This is a genomic window from Promicromonospora sp. NPDC090134 (assembly GCF_044746965.1).
Lineage (GTDB): Bacteria > Actinomycetota > Actinomycetes > Actinomycetales > Cellulomonadaceae > Promicromonospora.
Genome location: NZ_JBIVCZ010000016.1, coordinates 1 through 17,285, shown reverse-complemented (window position 1 = coordinate 17,285; position 17,285 = coordinate 1). Strand labels below are relative to the sequence as shown.

The 17,285-nt window shown below is 72.4% G+C and carries 22 protein-coding genes and 1 tRNA gene; 16 read left to right on the top strand and 7 right to left on the bottom strand.

The window, feature by feature from the left end; all coding sequences use genetic code 11:
• The first annotated feature begins 114 nt into the window (after nt 1-114).
• Nucleotides 115-684 carry a hypothetical protein gene (locus tag ACIPN7_RS28510; RefSeq protein ID WP_400550372.1) on the top strand — a complete coding sequence of 190 codons (570 nt, stop codon included), beginning with the start codon at nt 115-117 and terminating at the stop codon, nt 682-684.
• Between the two features lie 43 nt (nt 685-727).
• Here ACIPN7_RS28510 and ACIPN7_RS28505 read toward each other — a convergent pair whose 3' ends face one another.
• Nucleotides 728-1,102, bottom strand: a complete 375-nt coding sequence (locus ACIPN7_RS28505) for a DUF2255 family protein (protein WP_400550370.1) — start codon at nt 1,100-1,102, stop codon at nt 728-730.
• Between the two features lie 186 nt (nt 1,103-1,288).
• On the opposite strand from ACIPN7_RS28505, the gene ACIPN7_RS28500 reads away from it, so the two are divergent.
• The 4 genes from ACIPN7_RS28500 to ACIPN7_RS28485 all read left to right on the top strand — a co-directional run bounded on the left by ACIPN7_RS28500 (nt 1,289) and on the right by ACIPN7_RS28485 (nt 4,384).
• Nucleotides 1,289-2,275, top strand: a complete 987-nt coding sequence (locus ACIPN7_RS28500) for an aldo/keto reductase (RefSeq protein ID WP_400550368.1) — start codon at nt 1,289-1,291, stop codon at nt 2,273-2,275.
• A 274-nt stretch (nt 2,276-2,549) separates the two neighbouring features.
• A tRNA-Asn gene (locus ACIPN7_RS28495) sits at nt 2,550-2,622 on the top strand.
• Between the two features lie 123 nt (nt 2,623-2,745).
• A complete protein-coding gene (locus ACIPN7_RS28490; RefSeq protein ID WP_400550366.1) occupies nt 2,746-3,483 on the top strand; it encodes a hypothetical protein in 738 nt (245 codons plus the stop codon).
• 73 nt (nt 3,484-3,556) lie between these two features.
• Nucleotides 3,557-4,384 carry a hypothetical protein gene (locus ACIPN7_RS28485; protein WP_400550364.1) on the top strand — a complete coding sequence of 276 codons (828 nt, stop codon included), beginning with the start codon at nt 3,557-3,559 and terminating at the stop codon, nt 4,382-4,384.
• Here ACIPN7_RS28485 and ACIPN7_RS28480 read toward each other — a convergent pair.
• Nucleotides 4,365-4,787 (bottom strand): hypothetical protein, encoded by a 423-nt coding sequence (locus ACIPN7_RS28480; RefSeq protein WP_400550362.1) that lies wholly within the window; start codon nt 4,785-4,787, stop codon nt 4,365-4,367. The genes ACIPN7_RS28485 and ACIPN7_RS28480 overlap by 20 nt on opposite strands.
• A 70-nt stretch (nt 4,788-4,857) precedes the next feature.
• Entirely contained in the window at nt 4,858-5,838 is a 981-nt protein-coding gene (locus ACIPN7_RS28475; protein ID WP_400550360.1) for a DUF5937 family protein, read from the bottom strand.
• Between the two features lie 86 nt (nt 5,839-5,924).
• Between ACIPN7_RS28475 and ACIPN7_RS28470 the strand changes: the two genes are divergently transcribed.
• Both ACIPN7_RS28470 and ACIPN7_RS28465 read left to right on the top strand, forming a co-directional pair.
• Complete coding sequence (locus tag ACIPN7_RS28470; RefSeq protein ID WP_400550358.1) at nt 5,925-6,260, top strand: cupin domain-containing protein; 336 nt, start codon at nt 5,925-5,927, stop codon at nt 6,258-6,260.
• The gene (locus ACIPN7_RS28465; RefSeq protein WP_400550356.1) at nt 6,260-6,553 is read left to right on the top strand and encodes a DUF4287 domain-containing protein; all 294 of its coding nucleotides are present in this window, start codon (nt 6,260-6,262) and stop codon (nt 6,551-6,553) included. Before ACIPN7_RS28470 ends, ACIPN7_RS28465 begins: the two co-directional genes overlap by 1 nt.
• A gap of 23 nt (nt 6,554-6,576) precedes the next feature.
• Here ACIPN7_RS28465 and ACIPN7_RS28460 read toward each other — a convergent pair whose 3' ends face one another.
• The 4 genes from ACIPN7_RS28460 to ACIPN7_RS28445 form a co-directional block, all read right to left on the bottom strand.
• Nucleotides 6,577-6,981 (bottom strand): GNAT family N-acetyltransferase, encoded by a 405-nt coding sequence (locus ACIPN7_RS28460; protein ID WP_400550354.1) that lies wholly within the window; start codon nt 6,979-6,981, stop codon nt 6,577-6,579.
• Nucleotides 6,982-7,016: 35 nt separating this feature from the next.
• Entirely contained in the window at nt 7,017-7,430 is a 414-nt protein-coding gene (locus ACIPN7_RS28455; protein ID WP_400550352.1) for an HIT domain-containing protein, read from the bottom strand.
• Between the two features lie 16 nt (nt 7,431-7,446).
• Nucleotides 7,447-8,349 carry an ATP-grasp domain-containing protein gene (locus tag ACIPN7_RS28450; RefSeq protein WP_400550350.1) on the bottom strand — a complete coding sequence of 301 codons (903 nt, stop codon included), beginning with the start codon at nt 8,347-8,349 and terminating at the stop codon, nt 7,447-7,449.
• Nucleotides 8,350-8,446: 97 nt separating this feature from the next.
• Nucleotides 8,447-9,025, bottom strand: a complete 579-nt coding sequence (locus tag ACIPN7_RS28445; RefSeq protein WP_400550348.1) for a DapH/DapD/GlmU-related protein — start codon at nt 9,023-9,025, stop codon at nt 8,447-8,449.
• A 150-nt stretch (nt 9,026-9,175) separates the two neighbouring features.
• On the opposite strand from ACIPN7_RS28445, the gene idi reads away from it, so the two are divergent.
• The 9 genes from idi to ACIPN7_RS28400 all read left to right on the top strand — a co-directional run bounded on the left by idi (nt 9,176) and on the right by ACIPN7_RS28400 (nt 17,199).
• Complete coding sequence (gene idi, locus ACIPN7_RS28440) at nt 9,176-9,736, top strand: isopentenyl-diphosphate Delta-isomerase (RefSeq protein ID WP_400550346.1); 561 nt, start codon at nt 9,176-9,178, stop codon at nt 9,734-9,736.
• On the top strand, nt 9,733-10,776 hold the full coding sequence (locus ACIPN7_RS28435) for a polyprenyl synthetase family protein (protein WP_400550344.1): 1,044 nt from the start codon (nt 9,733-9,735) through the stop codon (nt 10,774-10,776). The genes idi and ACIPN7_RS28435 overlap by 4 nt, the downstream gene beginning before the upstream one ends.
• Nucleotides 10,773-11,663, top strand: coding sequence for a phytoene/squalene synthase family protein (locus ACIPN7_RS28430; protein ID WP_400550342.1), 891 nt, complete (start codon nt 10,773-10,775; stop codon nt 11,661-11,663). Before ACIPN7_RS28435 ends, ACIPN7_RS28430 begins: the two co-directional genes overlap by 4 nt.
• Nucleotides 11,651-13,216, top strand: a complete 1,566-nt coding sequence (crtI, locus tag ACIPN7_RS28425; protein ID WP_400550340.1) for a phytoene desaturase family protein — start codon at nt 11,651-11,653, stop codon at nt 13,214-13,216. The genes ACIPN7_RS28430 and crtI overlap by 13 nt, the downstream gene beginning before the upstream one ends.
• The gene (locus ACIPN7_RS28420; protein WP_400550338.1) at nt 13,213-13,551 is read left to right on the top strand and encodes a lycopene cyclase domain-containing protein; all 339 of its coding nucleotides are present in this window, start codon (nt 13,213-13,215) and stop codon (nt 13,549-13,551) included. Before crtI ends, ACIPN7_RS28420 begins: the two co-directional genes overlap by 4 nt.
• A complete protein-coding gene (locus ACIPN7_RS28415; protein WP_400550336.1) occupies nt 13,548-13,877 on the top strand; it encodes a lycopene cyclase domain-containing protein in 330 nt (109 codons plus the stop codon). Before ACIPN7_RS28420 ends, ACIPN7_RS28415 begins: the two co-directional genes overlap by 4 nt.
• Nucleotides 13,867-14,727 (top strand): prenyltransferase, encoded by an 861-nt coding sequence (locus tag ACIPN7_RS28410; protein WP_400550334.1) that lies wholly within the window; start codon nt 13,867-13,869, stop codon nt 14,725-14,727. Before ACIPN7_RS28415 ends, ACIPN7_RS28410 begins: the two co-directional genes overlap by 11 nt.
• Before the next feature lie 9 nt (nt 14,728-14,736).
• A complete protein-coding gene (locus tag ACIPN7_RS28405) occupies nt 14,737-16,074 on the top strand; it encodes a TIGR01777 family oxidoreductase (protein WP_400550332.1) in 1,338 nt (445 codons plus the stop codon).
• Nucleotides 16,075-16,494: 420 nt separating this feature from the next.
• A complete protein-coding gene (locus ACIPN7_RS28400) occupies nt 16,495-17,199 on the top strand; it encodes a 2-keto-3-deoxygluconate permease (protein ID WP_400550330.1) in 705 nt (234 codons plus the stop codon).
• The last annotated feature ends 86 nt before the right edge of the window (nt 17,200-17,285 follow it).

Genomic DNA, 17,285 nt, shown 5'->3' with positions numbered 1-17,285 from the left:
CCTACGGCACCCGGGAGGTGCCCGCCGACCGATCAGGGGGTGAACTGTGCCACCTTGGCACGATTGCGCACGGGCTGCGCGGCCCGGGCGCCGGTCCCCACTAACGTGGGGCCCATGGGGTTCCGTACCTGGTTCGCGCACCGCCCGCAGAAGGCCGTCCGCCGCGCCGTCCGCTCGCACCGCACAGACTCGGTGCTGGCCCAGGCGCCACTGGTCACGTCCACGGGCGAGGCGTGGGCGTTCGCCACACGCGCCGAGCTCCTGCTGATCTCCGCGCCGGAGGCGGCCACAGGCCAGGGCGACACGGAGTCGCGGGGCGCCCCGTCCGTCGTCGTGCACCGGGAGTGGGCCGACGTGGACCGGGCGACCTACGACACGGACTCCAACGTGATCCGGGTGCACTGGGTGGACGGCGACGAGCCGACGCCGCTCACGCTCGACGGCCGCCGCACCGTGCTGCCCCAGGTGCTGCGCGAGCGGGTGCAGTGGTCGGTGGTCCTGGCGGAGCCGGTCAGGCTGCCGGGCGGGCGGTCCGCCCGCGTGGCGGTCCGGCGCCGGGTCGACGGCGAGCTGTTCTCCCAGGTGATCGGCGGCAACGACGTCGACCTCGCCGACCCCGCGACCGCGGAGGCGATCGACGCCGCCGAGGCCCGGGTGCGCAGCGCGGCGGGGCTGCCGGCCTGAGCCTGCTCGCCCTGCTTGCCCTGCCTGCCCCGTGCGGTCTCGCTCAGTCCTGCGGGACCACGCGCAACGTCGTCCCCACCACGGCCGGGCCGACCACGGTGTCGACGATGCGCTTCTCGTACCTGGCGTACTTGGCGCGGTAGGCGTCGTCGAGCGGTGCGTGGACGCCGTCGTCCGGGACCTCGAAGCGGACGTCGCGCTCGACGCCGCCCACCCGGACCCGGCCCGAGCCCGAGGCCTTGGCGCGGCGGAACCACCCGTTGTCCGGGCCGTAGGCGGAGCGGACGTACACGCCGTCGCCCAGCCGCGCCGTCCAGATGATCACGTACGGGCGCAGGGTCCCGTCCGGCCGGTAGGACGAGACCTGCAGCTCGTCGGTGCCGTCGACCTGCTTCAGCTCCTGCTCGGTCCAGCTCATCGCTGCTCCCTCCGGGCACCCCTGGCGCCGTCTGCGCCGACCGCGGGGCGCGGCCAGCCCTCCCACGGTGCAACACATCGGTGGGCGCGAGGAGTCCCTGGCGTGACCGGTACCGGCGGAACCCCTCGGCGTGGTGCCGCGGGTCTAGCGTGTGACCGCGAACACACTGCGAAGGAGACTGTCACGATGCATCAGCGAACGCTCGGCCAGGGCCTGGAGGTCTCCGCGATCGGTCTGGGCGCGATGGGGATGTCGGAGGGCTACGGCCCCAACCCGGGCACGCGCGAGGAGATGATCGGCGTGCTGCGGGGCGCCGTGGAGCGGGGCGTCACCCTCGTCGACACCGCCGAGGTCTACGGGCCGTACGTCAACGAGGAGCTGGTCGGCGAGGCGCTGGAGCCGGTGCGCGACCAGGTGGTGATCGCCACCAAGTTCGGCTGGCGCATCGAGGACGGCGCCACGGTGGGCCTGAACAGCCGGCCCGAGCACATCCGCGCCGTCGCCGACGCGTCCCTGCGGCGCCTGCGCACCGACGTGATCGACCTCTTCTACCAGCACCGCGTGGACCCCGACGTGCCGATCGAGGACGTCGCGGGCGCCGTCAAGGAGCTGGTCGACGCCGGCAAGGTGCGGCACTTCGGGCTGTCGGAGGCGAGCCCGGCCACGATCCGGCGCGCGCACGCCGTGCACCCGGTCACCGCCGTGCAGAGCGAGTACTCGCTGTGGACCCGCGACCCCGAGCCCGAGGTGCTGCCGACACTCGCCGAGCTGGGGATCGGCTTCGTCCCGTTCAGCCCGCTCGGGCGCGGGTTCCTGACGGGGGCGGTCGAAGCGACGACGTCGTTCACGAGCGACGACATGCGGGCCTCGATCCCGCGGTTCTCGGAGTCGAACCGGTCGGCGAACCAGGTGCTCGTCGATCACGTGCGCGCCCTCGCGGAGGCCCAGGGCGCGACGCCGGGCCAGGTGGCGCTCGCCTGGCTGCTGGCGCAGCAGCCGTGGATCGTGCCGATCCCCGGGACGCGGCGCATCGCGCGGGTCGAGGAGAACGCGGGGGCGACGGGTGTCGCTCTCTCCGCCGACGACGTGGCCGACCTGAACGGGCTGGCCGCGCGGGTGGGGGTGGAGGGCGACCGGTACAACGAGGCCGGGATGGGGATGGTGGGGCGGTGAGGTCTGGTCGTGCGGTGTGAGCGGGGCGGGTGGCGGTGCGGGGCGCCGGGGCGGGGCGGGCGCCGGTGCGGATGTCATGGTCTACCCAGTCATTGGGCCCGGAACCAAGGTGATTCCGGCCCAATGACTGGGTAGACCGTGACATCCGCACGGGGGCCGCGCGGTGTGATCGACGCCGCTCCCGCGCAGATCAGATATGAGTCGGGACTACCCCCGGGAACCTGTTAGAGTTTTCACCGGTCGCCCACCCGGTCCACGGGACGGGCGAACGCGATCCCGCGTAGCTCAGCTGGCAGAGCATCCGACTGTTAATCGGACGGTCGTTGGTTCAAGTCCAACCGCGGGAGCAACCAAGCCCGGAATCCCACTGGATTCCGGGCTTCGCTGTTTCCGGAATCCTCGGCGGCAAGGACGGTCAAGGACCCTGCTCCCCCGCCCGGGGCAGTGCCACGCATGGAAGGATCCGCGGCGTGACGCCTGATCTCGAGACCGCGCTCGCGGAGATCGATCGCGTGTTCGCCGGGAGCACCTGCGACGCGGACAATGTCTGCTCGCACTGCTATTCGAACGAGGCCCGATCGCCGCTTGCACTGCCCGGCGCACCCATCGACCCGGAGGTGCTCGCGTCGTGGACGTACAAGAGTCCTTTCATGGTGGATGACCATGCAGCGCTCGTCCGCCGCATCCTGCCGCAGATGGCCCGAGGAATGGCCGACGGAGCCGTCCACGTCTTCTGGGCCGCTCAGCATGCGCTGGTACGGGGTGACTGGCGCGATTGGCCTCGGTGGCAGAAGGATCCGATCCAGCGATTCATCGATGCCTGGTGGCAGGACCTGGTCCGGAACCCGGAGCCGAATCACTCCGTCACTGACGCGTTCGAGCAGTACGCGGCAATCGTCGGGCTCGAGGCGGCGCTCGCCGCGTGGCCTGACGACGACGTTGCTGATGCGCACCTCGTAGCGGTCGACGAGTGGTGGGTGCAGGACCTCCTCGTCGACGAGAACCCGTTCGGGTGGCTCGGAGACCTGCACGACGAGCAGCAGCTCGTCGTGACGGCGCAGCGGTGGTACCTGGACGTCGGCGTCGGGAAGCTACGACGGGCGGGAGCGGTCGAGCTGGCGGAGAAGGCGAGCCTGCTTGCCCACCCCTCGTGGGAGGACCGAGTCAGTCAGGTTGGCGGCAACCAGCACCAGGCCGCCGAAGACTGATCGCTGCTCGTACGAACCAAGGGACCTGCGTCTCGCCGTACCCTTTGGGCACCCCTGACAGCAGGAGAGACGCATGACGTTGCCAGCCCCAGTCCAAGGCCTGTGCGACCGCTTTCTCGAACTGACCGAACGGGAGCTGCCCACGGGTCTTCTGACCGGGCTGTACCTGCACGGCGGAGTGGTCTTCGGCGAGTGGGCCCCGCGGGAGTCCGACGTCGACTTCGTCGCCACCATGGCGCGCCGGCCGGGGCCGGCGGAGATCGAGGCACTGCGGGGCGTGCACGCGCAGATGACCAGCTACTCCTCGGTCCGGTTCGACGGACCCCACGTCCTTGCCTCCGATCTGGCGCACGACCCGCGCACGGTGCCGCCGATGCCAGAGGTCATGTTCACCCGGAAGCTTGAGGTGGTCGCGTCGCCGTCGTGGATGATCGTCTGGCACGAGCTGGCCCGGGCCGGGATCACGGTCACCGGGCCTGAGCTGTCCACGCTCACGATGTGGACCGACCTGGAAGCGCTGCGTGACTACACCGCGGACAATCTCGACACCTACTGGCGGCGTAAGGCCGAGGGCCTGTCCCGGGCAACTCCTGCCGATCTTCCGGCCGACGAGCGCGAGCGCGATTATCTGCTCTCGCACTGCGTCCTCGCCTCGGTGCGCCTGCACCACCTGCTGGTCACCGACCAGATGACCGCGAAGTCTCGCGCCGGACGCTGGGCGCTGACGCACTACGACGAGCGTTGGCATCGAGTGCTGGTCGAGGGCCTGCGACTTCGCGATGGCGGTGGCATCTCGGCGTACTCCGATCAGGCCGAGCTGCTCGGGGACGTCCGAGATCTTCTTGCGCACATCGTGGAGACCAGCACCGGCAAGCCAGTGATCACGACGCAGGCCCGATGAACCCCTCGCGCTCCACAGTCCAGCGGTAGTCGCCCGCAGGAAGGGCGCTCCGCTGCAGCGCAGGCTCCGCACGACGCCAGATCCGGCCTTCCCGGTCGACGCCAACAGTTAGCACTCTTGCGTCTCCGGACCCGACCTCCGCCCACAGATTCTCGGATGCCAGCCGGAGCCCACCCTCGATCCAGTCGACATCGGGAAAGACATCGTGTGCGCTCCCTCGCGCCGATTCGATGTATCGCGCGAGGCCCCGAAGGTCGATGACGAACTCCACCGGAGCAATATCGGGTGACACCCGCACGAGTGCACGGGCTTCTTGGGCGTCGACGGCGATGTGGTCCAGAACCTGGCCGCCACGGGAGATCAGATCGCGGGCGAGCTGCGGAACGGAGTCGGAGTTCAGCATCGAGTTCCTGACGGTTAGGCGGTGATGGACCTGCCACCAGCATGAGCCCCTTCGGCTCGCTGGGCCTGCCTCAACCCCCGACCAGCGCCTCCCCCAGCGGCGTCCGGACGTGCAGGACGCGCGCGCCGTCGCGCCGGGCGTCGACCAGGCGGGCGGCGCTCAGCAGCGCCAGGTGGTGCGACGCCGTCGACACGGCGAGTCCGCAGGTTGCGGCCACCTCGCTCGTCGACAGCGGCGCCCTCAGGGCGAGCAGCACTCCCGCCCGGCCCGCCCCGAGCAGACGGGCGAGCGCCTCGGCGGTACCCGGACCGTCGTCGGCCCATCGTTCGGAGACGCCGAGCGCCGGGTAGAAGAGGGTGGGCTGGGCCGGCTGCTCGGTGACCACGGAGCACCGGGGCGCCATGACCGACGGCACCAGGACGAGACCGCTGCCCGCGCAGTCGAGGACCTCGCCGTGCATGCGCAGTCGCACCCGCACCGCATGCGGGGCCCAGGTCACGGCCTCGTGCAGGGTGTCGACCATCGGCCCCAGACCGTCCGTCGTCGCCCGCCGGGAGCGCACGCCGACGTCGGCCCGCAGGATCCGTTCGAGCTGCGGCCAGTACGGGGCGAGCAGGGCGTCCCAGCACTGCTCCCAGGCCTCGGCGACGGCCGACCGGGTGCGCTCCGGGTCGTCCGCCATGGCGCGCAGCAGGCGCTGCTCGGCCCCGCTCGTCCGGTCGACGCGCTTGAGGAGGTCGACGCGCAGAGGCGCGAGGTCGGCCTCACGCAGGCGCGCCAGCTCCTCGGCAGGGCTCAGGTCCCAGCCAGGTGTCGAGGTGAGGAAGTCCGGCATGTACCCGTCGGGGCCGACGAGCAGCCGCATGAGGTCGAACGACCGCTGCGGTACCTGGGTGCGCGCCCGGCGCAGCCAGCCCCACTGGAGCGGGTGGTAGCTCGGCTGCACGAGCACGCGCACGGCATGGGCGAGCTCGTGGCCAGGCGAGACGCCGAACCGGATCGCCGAGATGTCGTCGGGCGCGAGCCGGAACTCCACCATGTTTCGATGCACGTCGAAACCGTAGTGCGCCGTCGGACCCGCGACGAGGCTTGGGGTACGCCGATCGCACGGGTCGGCCCGACTTCCCAGGAGCAGACATGACCACGACGGTCTCCGCCGACACGATCCGCATCCCCGGCTCGCGCACCCTGCGCTACGAGGGTCGCGACCACGGCTCGGGCATCTCGTTCTTCCTCGTCACCAACGACCCCGGCCAGGGGCCCGGGCTGCACCGCCACCCGTACAGCGAGACCTGGTCCGTCCTGGAGGGCGAGGCCACGATCACCGTCGGTGACGAGACGGTCGTCGCCCGGGGCGGCGACACCGCCGTGGTCCAGCCCGACGTCTGGCACGGATTCAAGAACACCGGCACGGGCACGCTGCGGATGATGTGCATCCACGCCTCGGACACGATGATCCAGGAGAACCGCTGATGTCCTTCCAGGCTTACCTCGACAACGCCGAGACCAAGACCGGGCTGACCCCGCGACAGCTCGTCGAGCTCGCGCAGGCTCAGGGCTTCGGCCCGGACAGCAAAGCGACGCCGGTCGTCGCGTGGCTCAAGGAGACCTACGGGCTGGGCCATGGTCACGCGATGGCGGTCACTCACGTCATCACCAAGGGCGACCGGATCACCAGCAAGCACGTCGGCACGTCCGGCACACACCGGGACGCGAGCGACCGCCTGTGGCTCGACGGGAAGGACAGCCGACCCGCGGACTGGTGATTCGCCGAACCAGCGGGCGGGACCTAGGCGAGACGCATGAGTCCGGCCGCCGTCGTGCGGAAACCGCAGGCGTCGAGGTAGAACCGCGACCGGTCCGCCTCGAAGTCGACGTGCAGCCACTCGCAGCCGTGGGCGCGGGCGGCGTCGGCGGCCGCCGCGACGAGCGCTCGCCCGATGCCCTGTCCCTGGTGCTCGGGGTCGACGACCGTGTCGAGCAGCACGGCGTGCGCCCCGCCGTCGCCGATCACGTTGACGAACCCGACCAGCTTCCCCGCGGGGTCGGACGCCGTGACCCAGGTCAGGCTGTGCCGGGTCAGGCGCTCGGACCACGGCGTCACCGCCTCCGACGGGCTCTCGAACGCGCGGGCGTGCAGCGCTGAGAGGACGGCATCGTCGACCAGGCCTCGGAGCTCCAGGGTCATCTCCATCGCGGCACCCTATGCCGAGCCCTGGAAGCCCGGGGTCAGTCCCGCAGCCGGCGGCCGTCGTGGATGTGCACGTGCAGGTGCTTCGAGTCCTGGAACTGCCCGAGGTTGGTCAGCACGGACGCCGCCCCGTCACGCCGTTCGAGCACGCCCGCCAGGGTCTGGACGACGACGAACAACCGCCGCATCCACTCCTCGTCCTCGGCCGTGACCGACGTCAGCGAGGGGATGTGCTTCTTGGGGACCACCACGATGTGGTTCGCCCAGAACGGCCTGGTGTGGTGGAACGCCAGGACCCACTCGTCGTCGTGCTCGACCTGGAGCTGCGAGACGTGCGGAATCGCGACGTCGCAGTAGAAGTCGTCGCCCGCGTACTCCTCACCCACGTGCACCTCACCGGCATGCCGCTCGATCGACGGCGACCGCCGTCCGCCACTCAGAGACCCTTCCACGTGCTCCTCCACGCCCTCACCCAGCCGCAGCCAGAGCTCGCAACAACGGCCCTGGGTCCTGATCACCAGGCAGGTCGCTGACCTGGCCGTCGCCGACCTCGATCACCCGCCAGACGCCGTCCGCCCGCAGCGCGAGGTCGGTGGTCACGAACGGGACACCCAAGGCACCCACGTTCCGCCCGACGGTGTCCAGCACCTCCGCGGGCACGTCGGTATCCATGCCCGCGGGAGAATCGGGATGCGACGTGACCAGCACCGGCGCCCCTTCGACCCACCAGACCCGGACCTCCTGGGCGCGTCCGCCGGCGTCGGACACGAACTGCTCGAAGGCGCGCACGACGATCCCGCCAGCGAGGTCGTCGCCCTGGAGCTCGACCATCCGCGCGACCACGCGCGTGGCGGTCGCCGCGTCGGTGAGGTCGGGCACGAAGCACGCCTCGTCCCACTCGTGCTTGCGCGACTTCACGTAGTCCTTCACGACGCCAGGACCGTCGCCCAGCGCTTCGATCAGCGGCCCGACGTCGGCCGGCGTCGGCGTCCGACCCGGCTCCCACGGCGACCAGACGCCCGCGGGCGTCGAACCCGCGAACGTGCCGTACCAGCCAGGCAGCTCGTGGGCGGCCGCGTAGGCAGCGGGGCTCGTCAGCAGTCGGATCCCCCGCGCCCCCAGCTCGGCCGCGAGGAGCGTATAGGCCGCCGCGGAGAGCATCCACCCGCGGTACCAGGCGGTTCGCGCGACGTCGGAATCAGGTACCCGCCGCAGCGCCTCCCGGAGCTCGCCTGCGACGATCGCGTCGTGGTCCACCACGGTGATCGTCAGGCCGGCGTCCCGTGCGGCCTCGGCCTCCCGCGCGAAGTGCTCGTCGGGTAGTCGGGGCGCGAGCGGGTCGGCGGGGACCAGGAGCAGGGGCGCAGCCATTGCTGGACGGTACCGACCAGCGCCACCGCGCTGCCAGAAGATTCGGCGCGGGCCGTCGGCACGTGGTTGGCCCCCTGGTTCTACCCCGGTCAGGGCACTACCACCGCCTCGACACCGTCCCCTTCGGCCCCGTCACCAGGCTCGCCGCCGGCACGTCGTCGGCGACCACGGCCCCGGCCGCGATGACGGCGTCGCGCCCGATGCTGACGCCGGGCAGGATGGTCGCGCCCGCGCCGATCCACACGTTCTCGGCCACGTCGATGGGCGAGCCCGTCAGCCAGGCCCGCCGCTCCTCGGGGTCCACGGGGTGTCCCATCGTGATGAACGTGGCCTTGGGGCCGACCATCACGCCGTCGCCCAGCCGGATGCCGGCGTAGTCGAGGAATGTGCAGCCCTGGTTGACGAACACCCGCTCGGACAGGTCGAGCCGCAGGCCGTGGTCGGTGTAGAAGGGCGGGTAGATCGTGACACGGTCCGGGAGCGGGCGGCCCAAGATCTGCTCGAACAGCTCCGCCTTGCCCGCCTCGTCGTCGAACGGAAGCGCGTTCAGGCGCGAGGTCAGCGCCGTGACCTCCATGACCCGCTGGTGCATGGCTCTGAACTCGGGTCCCAGGACGCGCTCACCCCTGGCTTCGAGCTCCGGATCGTGAATACGCATGAAGCGGTCGCCGGTCACCGGACGATTGTGGCGCACCGAACCCACCCGATCCCCCGCCCGCTCCGAACTCCCGTCAAAACCCATGCGGTCTGTCCGGAATCAGCAGTGAGAAAAACTGCTTCCTGTGCTTGAATATAGCCAGGCTAGCAAAATTACGAAGGGGTCACAGTGACGACCGAGAGAGTGGTCCTGCTCGACGACGACGGGACGCCCGTCGGGTCAGAGCTCAAGAGTGCCGTGCACTCCGAGCACACGCCGCTCCACCTGGCGTTCTCGTGCCACGTGCTCAACCCGGCGGGCGAGGTGCTGGTCACGCGGCGCTCCCTGCACAAGCAGACCTGGCCGGGGGTGTGGACCAACTCCTTCTGCGGCCACCCCCAGCCGGGCGAACAGAGCGAGGAGGCAGTGCTGCGCCGCGCGCACGACGAGCTCGGCCTCACCCTGCGCGAGCTCCGCGTGGAGCTGCCGCGCTTCCGGTACCGCGCCGTCGACGCCAGCGGGATCGTGGAGAACGAGCTGTGCCCGGTCTACGTCGCGGTCACCGAGGACGAGCCGCAGGTCAACCCGTACGAGGCCATGGAGGCCAGGTGGACCGACGGCGGCGCGCTCGGCCAGGCCCTGCGCGCCACACCGTGGGCGTTCTCGCCCTGGTTCGTGGAGCAGGCCGACGAGATGCCGCTGTACGCAGCCTTGGCCGTGCGGTCCGCCCGAGACGTGACCTGGCCATGACCGAGATGCTGACCCACGACGCGGTGGACGTGGTGCTGGCCGACTTCTTCGCCGACCAGGTCCGGCGTGCCACGCCCCTCGCGGAGCACTACGCGCTGCTGTGGCGCCGGCTCGCCCGGTCGAGCGAGGGCGGCAAACGCCTGCGCCCCCGGCTGCTGCTCGACGCGCACGCCGCGTTCGGCGGCCCGCACCCGCAGGACGCCGCCGTCGCGGCCGCCGCGTTCGAGCTGCTCCACACGGCCCTGCTGCTGCACGACGACGTGCTCGACCGCGACCTCACCCGGCGCGGGCGCCCCAACCTGGCGGCCGAGTTCGCGGGGGACGCGAGCCAGAACGGGCTGTCCCCCGACGCCGCGACGGCCTGGGGCACCGCCTCGGGCATCCTCGGCGGCGACCTGCTGCTCAGCTCGGCATACGCGCTGGTCGGCCGGATCCGGTCCGAGGGCCGCGCCGAGCTGACCGACATCATCGCCGAGAGCCTGTTCCGCGCCGCTGCCGGCGAGCACGACGACGTCGGGTTCGGCCTGGGCACCGCCCCGGCCACCCCCGACCGGGTGCTGCGGATGATGGCCAACAAGACCGGCAGCTACTCCTTCGCGGGCCCCCTGCGGGCCGGCGGCGCCCTGGCCGGTGCCGGCCCGCAGGCCTCGGCCGAGCTCGAACAGGTCGGCATCGCCCTGGGCATGCTCTACCAGGTGCGCGACGACCTGCTCGGCGTGTTCGGCGACCCGCACCACACCGGCAAGAGCACGACCGGCGACCTGCGCGAGGGCAAGCGGACCCTGCTGGTCGCCTGCGCCGAGGGCCACCCGGAGTGGACGGCGGTGCGGCACCTGTGGGGTCGTCCCGAGCTGGACGACGCCGACGCCGACCTGCTCCGCGCCGCCCTGGTCGCCAGCGGTGCCCGCGCGGCGGTGGCGGAGCTCATCGACGCCAAGCGGCGGGCCGCCGTCGCGATGGTGGAGCGGTCCGGGCTGCCCACCGTGCTGAAGCGGGAGCTGACCGGGCTCGCCGTGCGGCTCGCGGAGCGTGAGTCGTGATCCCGTCGTCCTCGCTGGCCCTGTACTCGCACACCGCCCACGCGGCCGCCGCCCAGGTGATCGGCGCCTACTCGACGTCGTTCAGCCTGGCCACGCGGCTGCTGCCGCCCACGACGCGCGGCATGATCGAGGACGTCTACGCGCTGGTGCGCGTGGCCGACGAGATCGTCGACGGGCCGGCGCAGGAGGCCGGGCTCGCGCACGTCGAGCGGCGCGCGGCCCTGGACGCGCTGGAGGAGGAGACGTACCTGACGCTGCGCCGCGGGTTCAGCACCAACATGGTGGTGCACGCCTTCGGCACCACCGCGCGCGCCGTCGGCATCGACGAGACGCTGGTGCGCCCGTTCTTCGCGTCCATGCGCCGCGACCTCGACCCCGTGGTCGCCCTCGGCGACGACGAGTACCGCGCCTACGTGCACGGCTCCGCCGAGGTGGTGGGCCTGATGTGCCTGCGCGTGTTCCTGGACGGCCACCCCGTACCGCCCGGCGTCCGCGCCCGGCTGGAGGAGGGCGCCCGCCGGCTCGGCGCGGCGTTCCAGAAGATCAACTTCCTGCGCGACCTCGGCGACGACCAGGAGCGGCTGGGCCGCACCTACTTCCCGGGTGCCGGTCCCGAGCGGCTCGACGAGGACCACAAGGCCGCCGTCGTGGCCGACATCGACGCCGACCTGGCCGCCGCGCGCGCCGTGCTCCCGCTGCTGCCGGTCGGGCCGCGTCGGGCGACGGCGCTGGCGGCGGGCCTGTTCTCCGAGCTCAACGACCGGCTGCGCGACATGCCGGCGGCGCAGCTGCACGTCCGGCGGGTCTCGGTGCCGGCCGGCGTCAAGATGCGCATCGTCGTCGCCACGCTCGCGGGCACCCGGACGGGCAAGCGATGGGCGGCATGAACGACGGGCAGCCCGGACGGCGCGTGGTCGTGATCGGCGGCGGCATCTCGGGCCTGGCGACCGCCGCCCTGCTGGCCCGCGAGGGCGCGTCGGTCACCCTGCTGGAGGCCCGGTACGAGCTGGGCGGACGTGCGGGACGCTGGCACCGCGACGGATTCGTCTTCGACACCGGCCCGTCCTGGTACCTCATGCCCGAGGTCTTCGAGCACTTCTTCCGCCTCCTGGGCACGAGCGCCGCCGACGAGCTGGACCTGGTGCGCCTCGATCCGTCGTACCGGGTGTTCTTCGAGGACGACGCCGAGCCCTTCGACCTGCCCGCCGACGGCGCGCGCGAGGCCCTGCTCGCGCTCGACCCGGCGTCGGCCCCGCGGCTGGACGCGTACCTGGACTCGGCCGCCGAGACCTACCGGATCGCCACCGAGCGGTTCCTCTACGCCACGTTCGCCTCCCCCGCGCCCCTGCTCGCGCCCGACGTCGTGCGGCGCGCCCCGCGGCTCCTGCGCCTGCTGGGCGAGTCGCTGGACCACTTCATCTCCCGGCACACCACGGACGAGCGGGTGCGCCGGATCCTCGGCTACCCTGCGGTCTTCCTGGGAACGTCGCCGAGCGCCGCGCCGAGCATGTACCACCTGATGAGCCACCTCGACGTGACCCAGGGCGTGCTGTACCCACGCGGCGGGTTCGGCGCGGTGATCAACGCGGTGGCCCGCCTCGCCGAGCGCCAGGGCGCCCGGCTGCTCACCGGCCAGCGGGTGCGCCGCATCACGGTGTCGGACGGCGCCGCGACCGGCGTCGACGTCACCGGCCCGGACGGCCGCACCCGCCACCTGGCCGCCGACGTCGTGGTCTCGACCGCGGACCTGCGCGTCACCGAGCACGAGCTGCTCGGGCCGCGGCACCGCAGCCGGAGCGACCGCTGGTGGAAGCGCCGCGACCCCGGGCCGGGTGCCGTGCTGGCGCTGCTGGGCGTGCGCGGCGAGCTCCCCCGGCTGGCCCACCACTCGTTGCTGTTCGCCCGCGACTGGCAGGAGGGGTTCGACGCCATCTACGGCGCGAACCCGTCCGTGCGGACGCCGACGTCGCTCTACGTCTGCAGGCCGAGCGCCACGGACGCCGTGGCGCCGCCCGGGCACGAGAACCTGTTCGTGCTCGTCCCCGTGCCGGCCGACACGTCGATCGGCGCGGGCGGGGTCGACGGCGCCGGGGCCTTCGGCGTCGAACAGGTCGTGGACGACGCGATCGCGCAGATCGCGAAGTGGACGGACACCCCGGACCTCGCCGAACGCGTCGTCGTGCGGCGCACGATCGGGCCCGCGGACTTCGAGCGCGACCTCGGCGCCTGGCGCGGAGGCGCCCTCGGCCCGGGCCACACCCTGCGGCAGAGCGCGATGTTCCGCGGGTCCAACGCGTCGTCGCGCGTCTCGGGCCTGCTGTACGCGGGGGCGACGACGATCCCCGGGATCGGCCTGCCCATGTGCCTCATCAGCGCGGAGCTGGTGGTCAAGCGGCTGCGGGGCGACACCAGCGCCGGGCCGCTGCGGGAGGAGTCATGAGCTTCGTCTACCTCGCCGTGCTGCTGGTCTCGGCGGCGGGCGTGCTCGTGGTCGACCGGCGGTTCCGGCTCTTCGTCTGGGACGCCCCGGGCCGGGCGGCGGCCGTGCTGGTCGCCGGCACCGCGTTCTTCCTGGCCTGGGACCTGGCGGGCATCGGGCTCGGCGTGTTCCTGCACGGCGCCGGCCCGTACATGACCGGGCTCCTGCTCGCGCCCGAGCTGCCGGTGGAGGAGATCGTGTTCCTGGCGTTCCTCTGCGAGCTCACGATGGTACTGGTCCTGGGCGCCCAGCGGCTGCTGGGCCGGGACGCCGTCCGAGAGGACGGGCCGCGATGACCTACCTGCTGCTCGCGGTGCTCTTCCTCGCGATCGCGGCGGCGGTCGCCGCCGTCGCGCACCGGATCGCGACCCGCCGCGCCGCGCCGCCCGGCGCCCGCCCGATCGGCTGGCGGCCGGTCGTCCTGGCGGCCGTCGCCCTGCTCGTGCTCACCGCCGTCTTCGACAACCTGATGATCGCGAGCGGGCTGTTCACGTACGCCGACGCGCACATCTCCGGGCTCCGGATCGGGCTCGCGCCGGTCGAGGACTTCGCCTACCCGCTGGCGGGCGTCGTGCTGCTGCCCGCCCTCTGGACCCTGTTCGGGAGTCGTCGTGCTCGCTGACCTGGTGCGTGCGTCGCGCCCCCTGAGCTGGATCAACACGGCCTACCCGTTCGCCGCCGCCTACCTGCTGACCACGGGCACGGTCGACGTCGCGCTGGTCGTGGGCACGCTGTTCTTCCTCGTGCCCTACAACCTGGCGCTCTACGGGATCAACGACGTGTTCGACTACGCGTCCGACCTGACCAACCCCCGCAAGGGCGGCGTCGAGGGCGCACTGCTGGCACCCCGGCGGCACCGGCCGATCCTCGTCGCGTCCGTGGCGACCTGCGTGCCGTTCGTCGCCGCGCTCGTGGTGCTCGGCCCGCCGGCGTCGTGGGCGGTGCTCGCGGTCAGCCTGTTCGCGCTGGTCGCCTACTCCGCGCCGCCGTTCCGGTTCAAGGAGGTGCCGGTGCTGGACTCCCTGACGTCCAGCGTGCACTTCGTGAGCCCGGCGGTCTACGGGCTGGCGCTGGCGCAGGCCGACCCGACGCCGCAGACGTTCGCGGTGCTCGGCGCGTTCCTGCTGTGGGGCATGGCCAGCCACGCCTTCGGCGCGGTGCAGGACGTGGTCCCGGACCGCGAGGGCCGCATCTCCTCGATCGCGACGGCGTTCGGCGCGGCCACCACCGTGCGGCTCGCGCTGGGCGCGTGGGTCGTCGCGGGCCTGCTGATGCTCACGACCGGGTGGCCCACCGCGCTCCTGGGCCTGCTCGCCGTCCCCTACCTCATGCTCGCGGCGCCGTACGCGGGTGTGAGCGACGAGGACTCCGCGCGGGCGAACGGCGGCTGGCGGCACTTCCTGTGGGTCAACTACGCCGCGGGCGCCGCGGTGACGATCCTCCTCATCGCGACCGCGGCCGGATACCTGTAGGGAGGAACCATGGGGCTGACGTACTCGAGCGTCGTGGGGCACCCGCGCCCCGAGGTGTTCGCCTGGCACGAGCGACCCGGCGCGGTCATGCGGCTCACCCCGCCCTGGTCGCCCCTGCACGTGGTCCGCGAGGCGTCCACGCTCGCGGGCGGCGCGGCCGTGCTGCGGCTGCCGCTGGGTCTGCGGTGGGTGGCCCGCCACAGTGGCTACGAGCCGCCGGAGCGGTTCGTGGACGAGCTGGTCTCCGCGCCGCTGCGCTGGGTGGTGCCGTGGCGGCACACCCACGAGTTCCACGACGAGGGCGGCGGCACCCGGATCACCGACACGGTCGACACCCGGGTGCCCGAGGCCGTGCTGCGACCGATGTTCGCCTACCGGCACCGCCAGCTCGGCCTGGACCTCGCGGCCCAGGCGTCGGCCCGCAACGCCGGCGACCGGCCCAAGGTCGTCGCGGTCACCGGCAGCCGCGGGCTGGTCGGCAGCGCCCTGGTGCCCTTCCTGACCACGGCGGGCCACCGCGTGATCCGGCTCGTGCGCGGCGCGCCGCACGGCCCCGACGAGCGGCACTGGGACCCGCAGGCGCCCGCCGACGACCTGCTGCGGGGCGTCGACGCCGTCATCCACCTCGCCGGCGCGTCGATCGCGGGCCGGTTCACCGACGCGCACCGCGCCGCGGTCCGCGGCTCCCGCGTCGGGCCGACGACGGCGCTCGCCGCGCTGGCCGGCCGCACCCCCGACGGGCCGCGGGTCTTCGTCAGCGCGTCGGCGATCGGGTTCTACGGCCCGGACCGGGGCGACGAGGTGCTCACCGAGACGAGCGAGCGCGGCGACGGGTTCCTCGCCGACGTCGTCGACGACTGGGAGCAGGCGACGTCGGCCGCGGACGGCCTGCGGGTGGTGAACGTGCGCGCCGGCCTGGTGCAGTCACCGCGCGGCGGCACGCTGCGCCTGTTCTACCCGCTGTTCGCCGCGGGCCTGGGCGGCCGGCTGGGCGACGGGCGGATGTGGCAGTCCTGGATCGGCATCGACGACCTGGTGGACGTCTACCATCGCGCGCTGTACGACGAGCGCCTGTCCGGCCCGGTCAACGCCGTCGCGCCCACCCCCGTGCGCAACGCCGCCTACACCGCCACGCTGGCCACGGTGCTGCGCCGTCCGGCCCTGCTGCCGGTGCCCGACCTGGGGCCGCGGCTGCTGCTGGGCCAGGAGGGCGCGGACGAGCTGGCGCAGGCGAGCCAGCGGGTCTCGCCCGGAGCGCTGCTCGCGCTGGGCCACCGGTTCCGGCACCCCACGCTGGAACCGGCGCTGCGTCACCTGCTCGGCCGGGACCCCCGCACCCGCGACTGACCCTCGGGCGCGAGGGACCGCGCGTCGACCAGGAGGTACGGGGCCCGCGCACCAGGCGGCGAGGTCGCCCGACGGCAGCGGCAGCAGCGTGTACGCCACGAGCGCGGTGCCGTAGACGGCGAGCGCCGCCGCGCCGAGCAGCCGGGCGGGGTTGATGGCGCCGTACCGGCGCACCTGGATCACGAGGATCGGGACGAGCAGGGCCACGAAGAGGGCAGTTCCGATGAGCACGCCGATCCGGGACGGCCACGTCCACACGTCGGTCACCCGGAAACGCTAAGTGCCGGGTGAAATACGCGCGCGCCGGGGCGCGTATGCAGGGGACTTGCCTGCCGCCCGCATCGTCCCGTACTTTGTCCGTACTTTCTTGTCCTGACAATTGCGACCACCGCCGGTCGCGCACAAACGAGAGGTTCCGCCATGGATGCCGGACTGACACCGAGGTCGACCGTGCCCCTCTACGACTGGATGAACAAGATCCCGGGCGGGCTCATGCTCGTGCCGCTGGTCCTCGGCTCAGTGGTCGGGACGTTCTTCCCCGGCTTCCTGGAACTGGGCTCGTTCACCACCGCCCTGTTCAAGGACTCGGCGCTGCCGCTCATCGCCGTGCTCATCTTCGCGACCGGCATGCAGATCACGGCGCGCACGTCGGGGCCGGTGCTCGCGGCCACCGGGACGCTGCTGCTGACGAAGTCCCTGATCCCCGCCGCGCTGGTCGCGCTGGCCGGCAGCATCTTCGGGATCGAGGGGTTCCTGGGGGTCTCGATCCTGGCCCTCATGGCCACCATCGACAACAGCAACGGCGGGCTGTGGCTCGCCTTCACGGGCAGGTACGGCGACGAGCGCGACCGTGGCGCCTACATGGCCTCCGCGATCAACGACGGCCCGTTCATCTCGATGCTGTTCCTCGGCGCCTCGGGCCTGGCGGACATCCCCCTGACGGCGTTCCTCGCGGCGCTCGTCCCGCTGGTGCTCGGCTTCGTGGTGGGCAACCTGGACCCGCGCTGGACCGAGATCATGCGGCCCGTGCCGAACATCGTCATCCCGTTCTTCGCGTTCGCGCTCGGCACCGGGATCAACCTGCGCGACGTCGTGACCGGCGGGGCGAGCGGCATCGGGGCCTGACCCTGGTTCTTGGACACGCTGATTCCAGCATCTGCTGGGGAAGCGAGATGATCAGGAACTATGGCCAGGAAGAACTACTCCGAGGA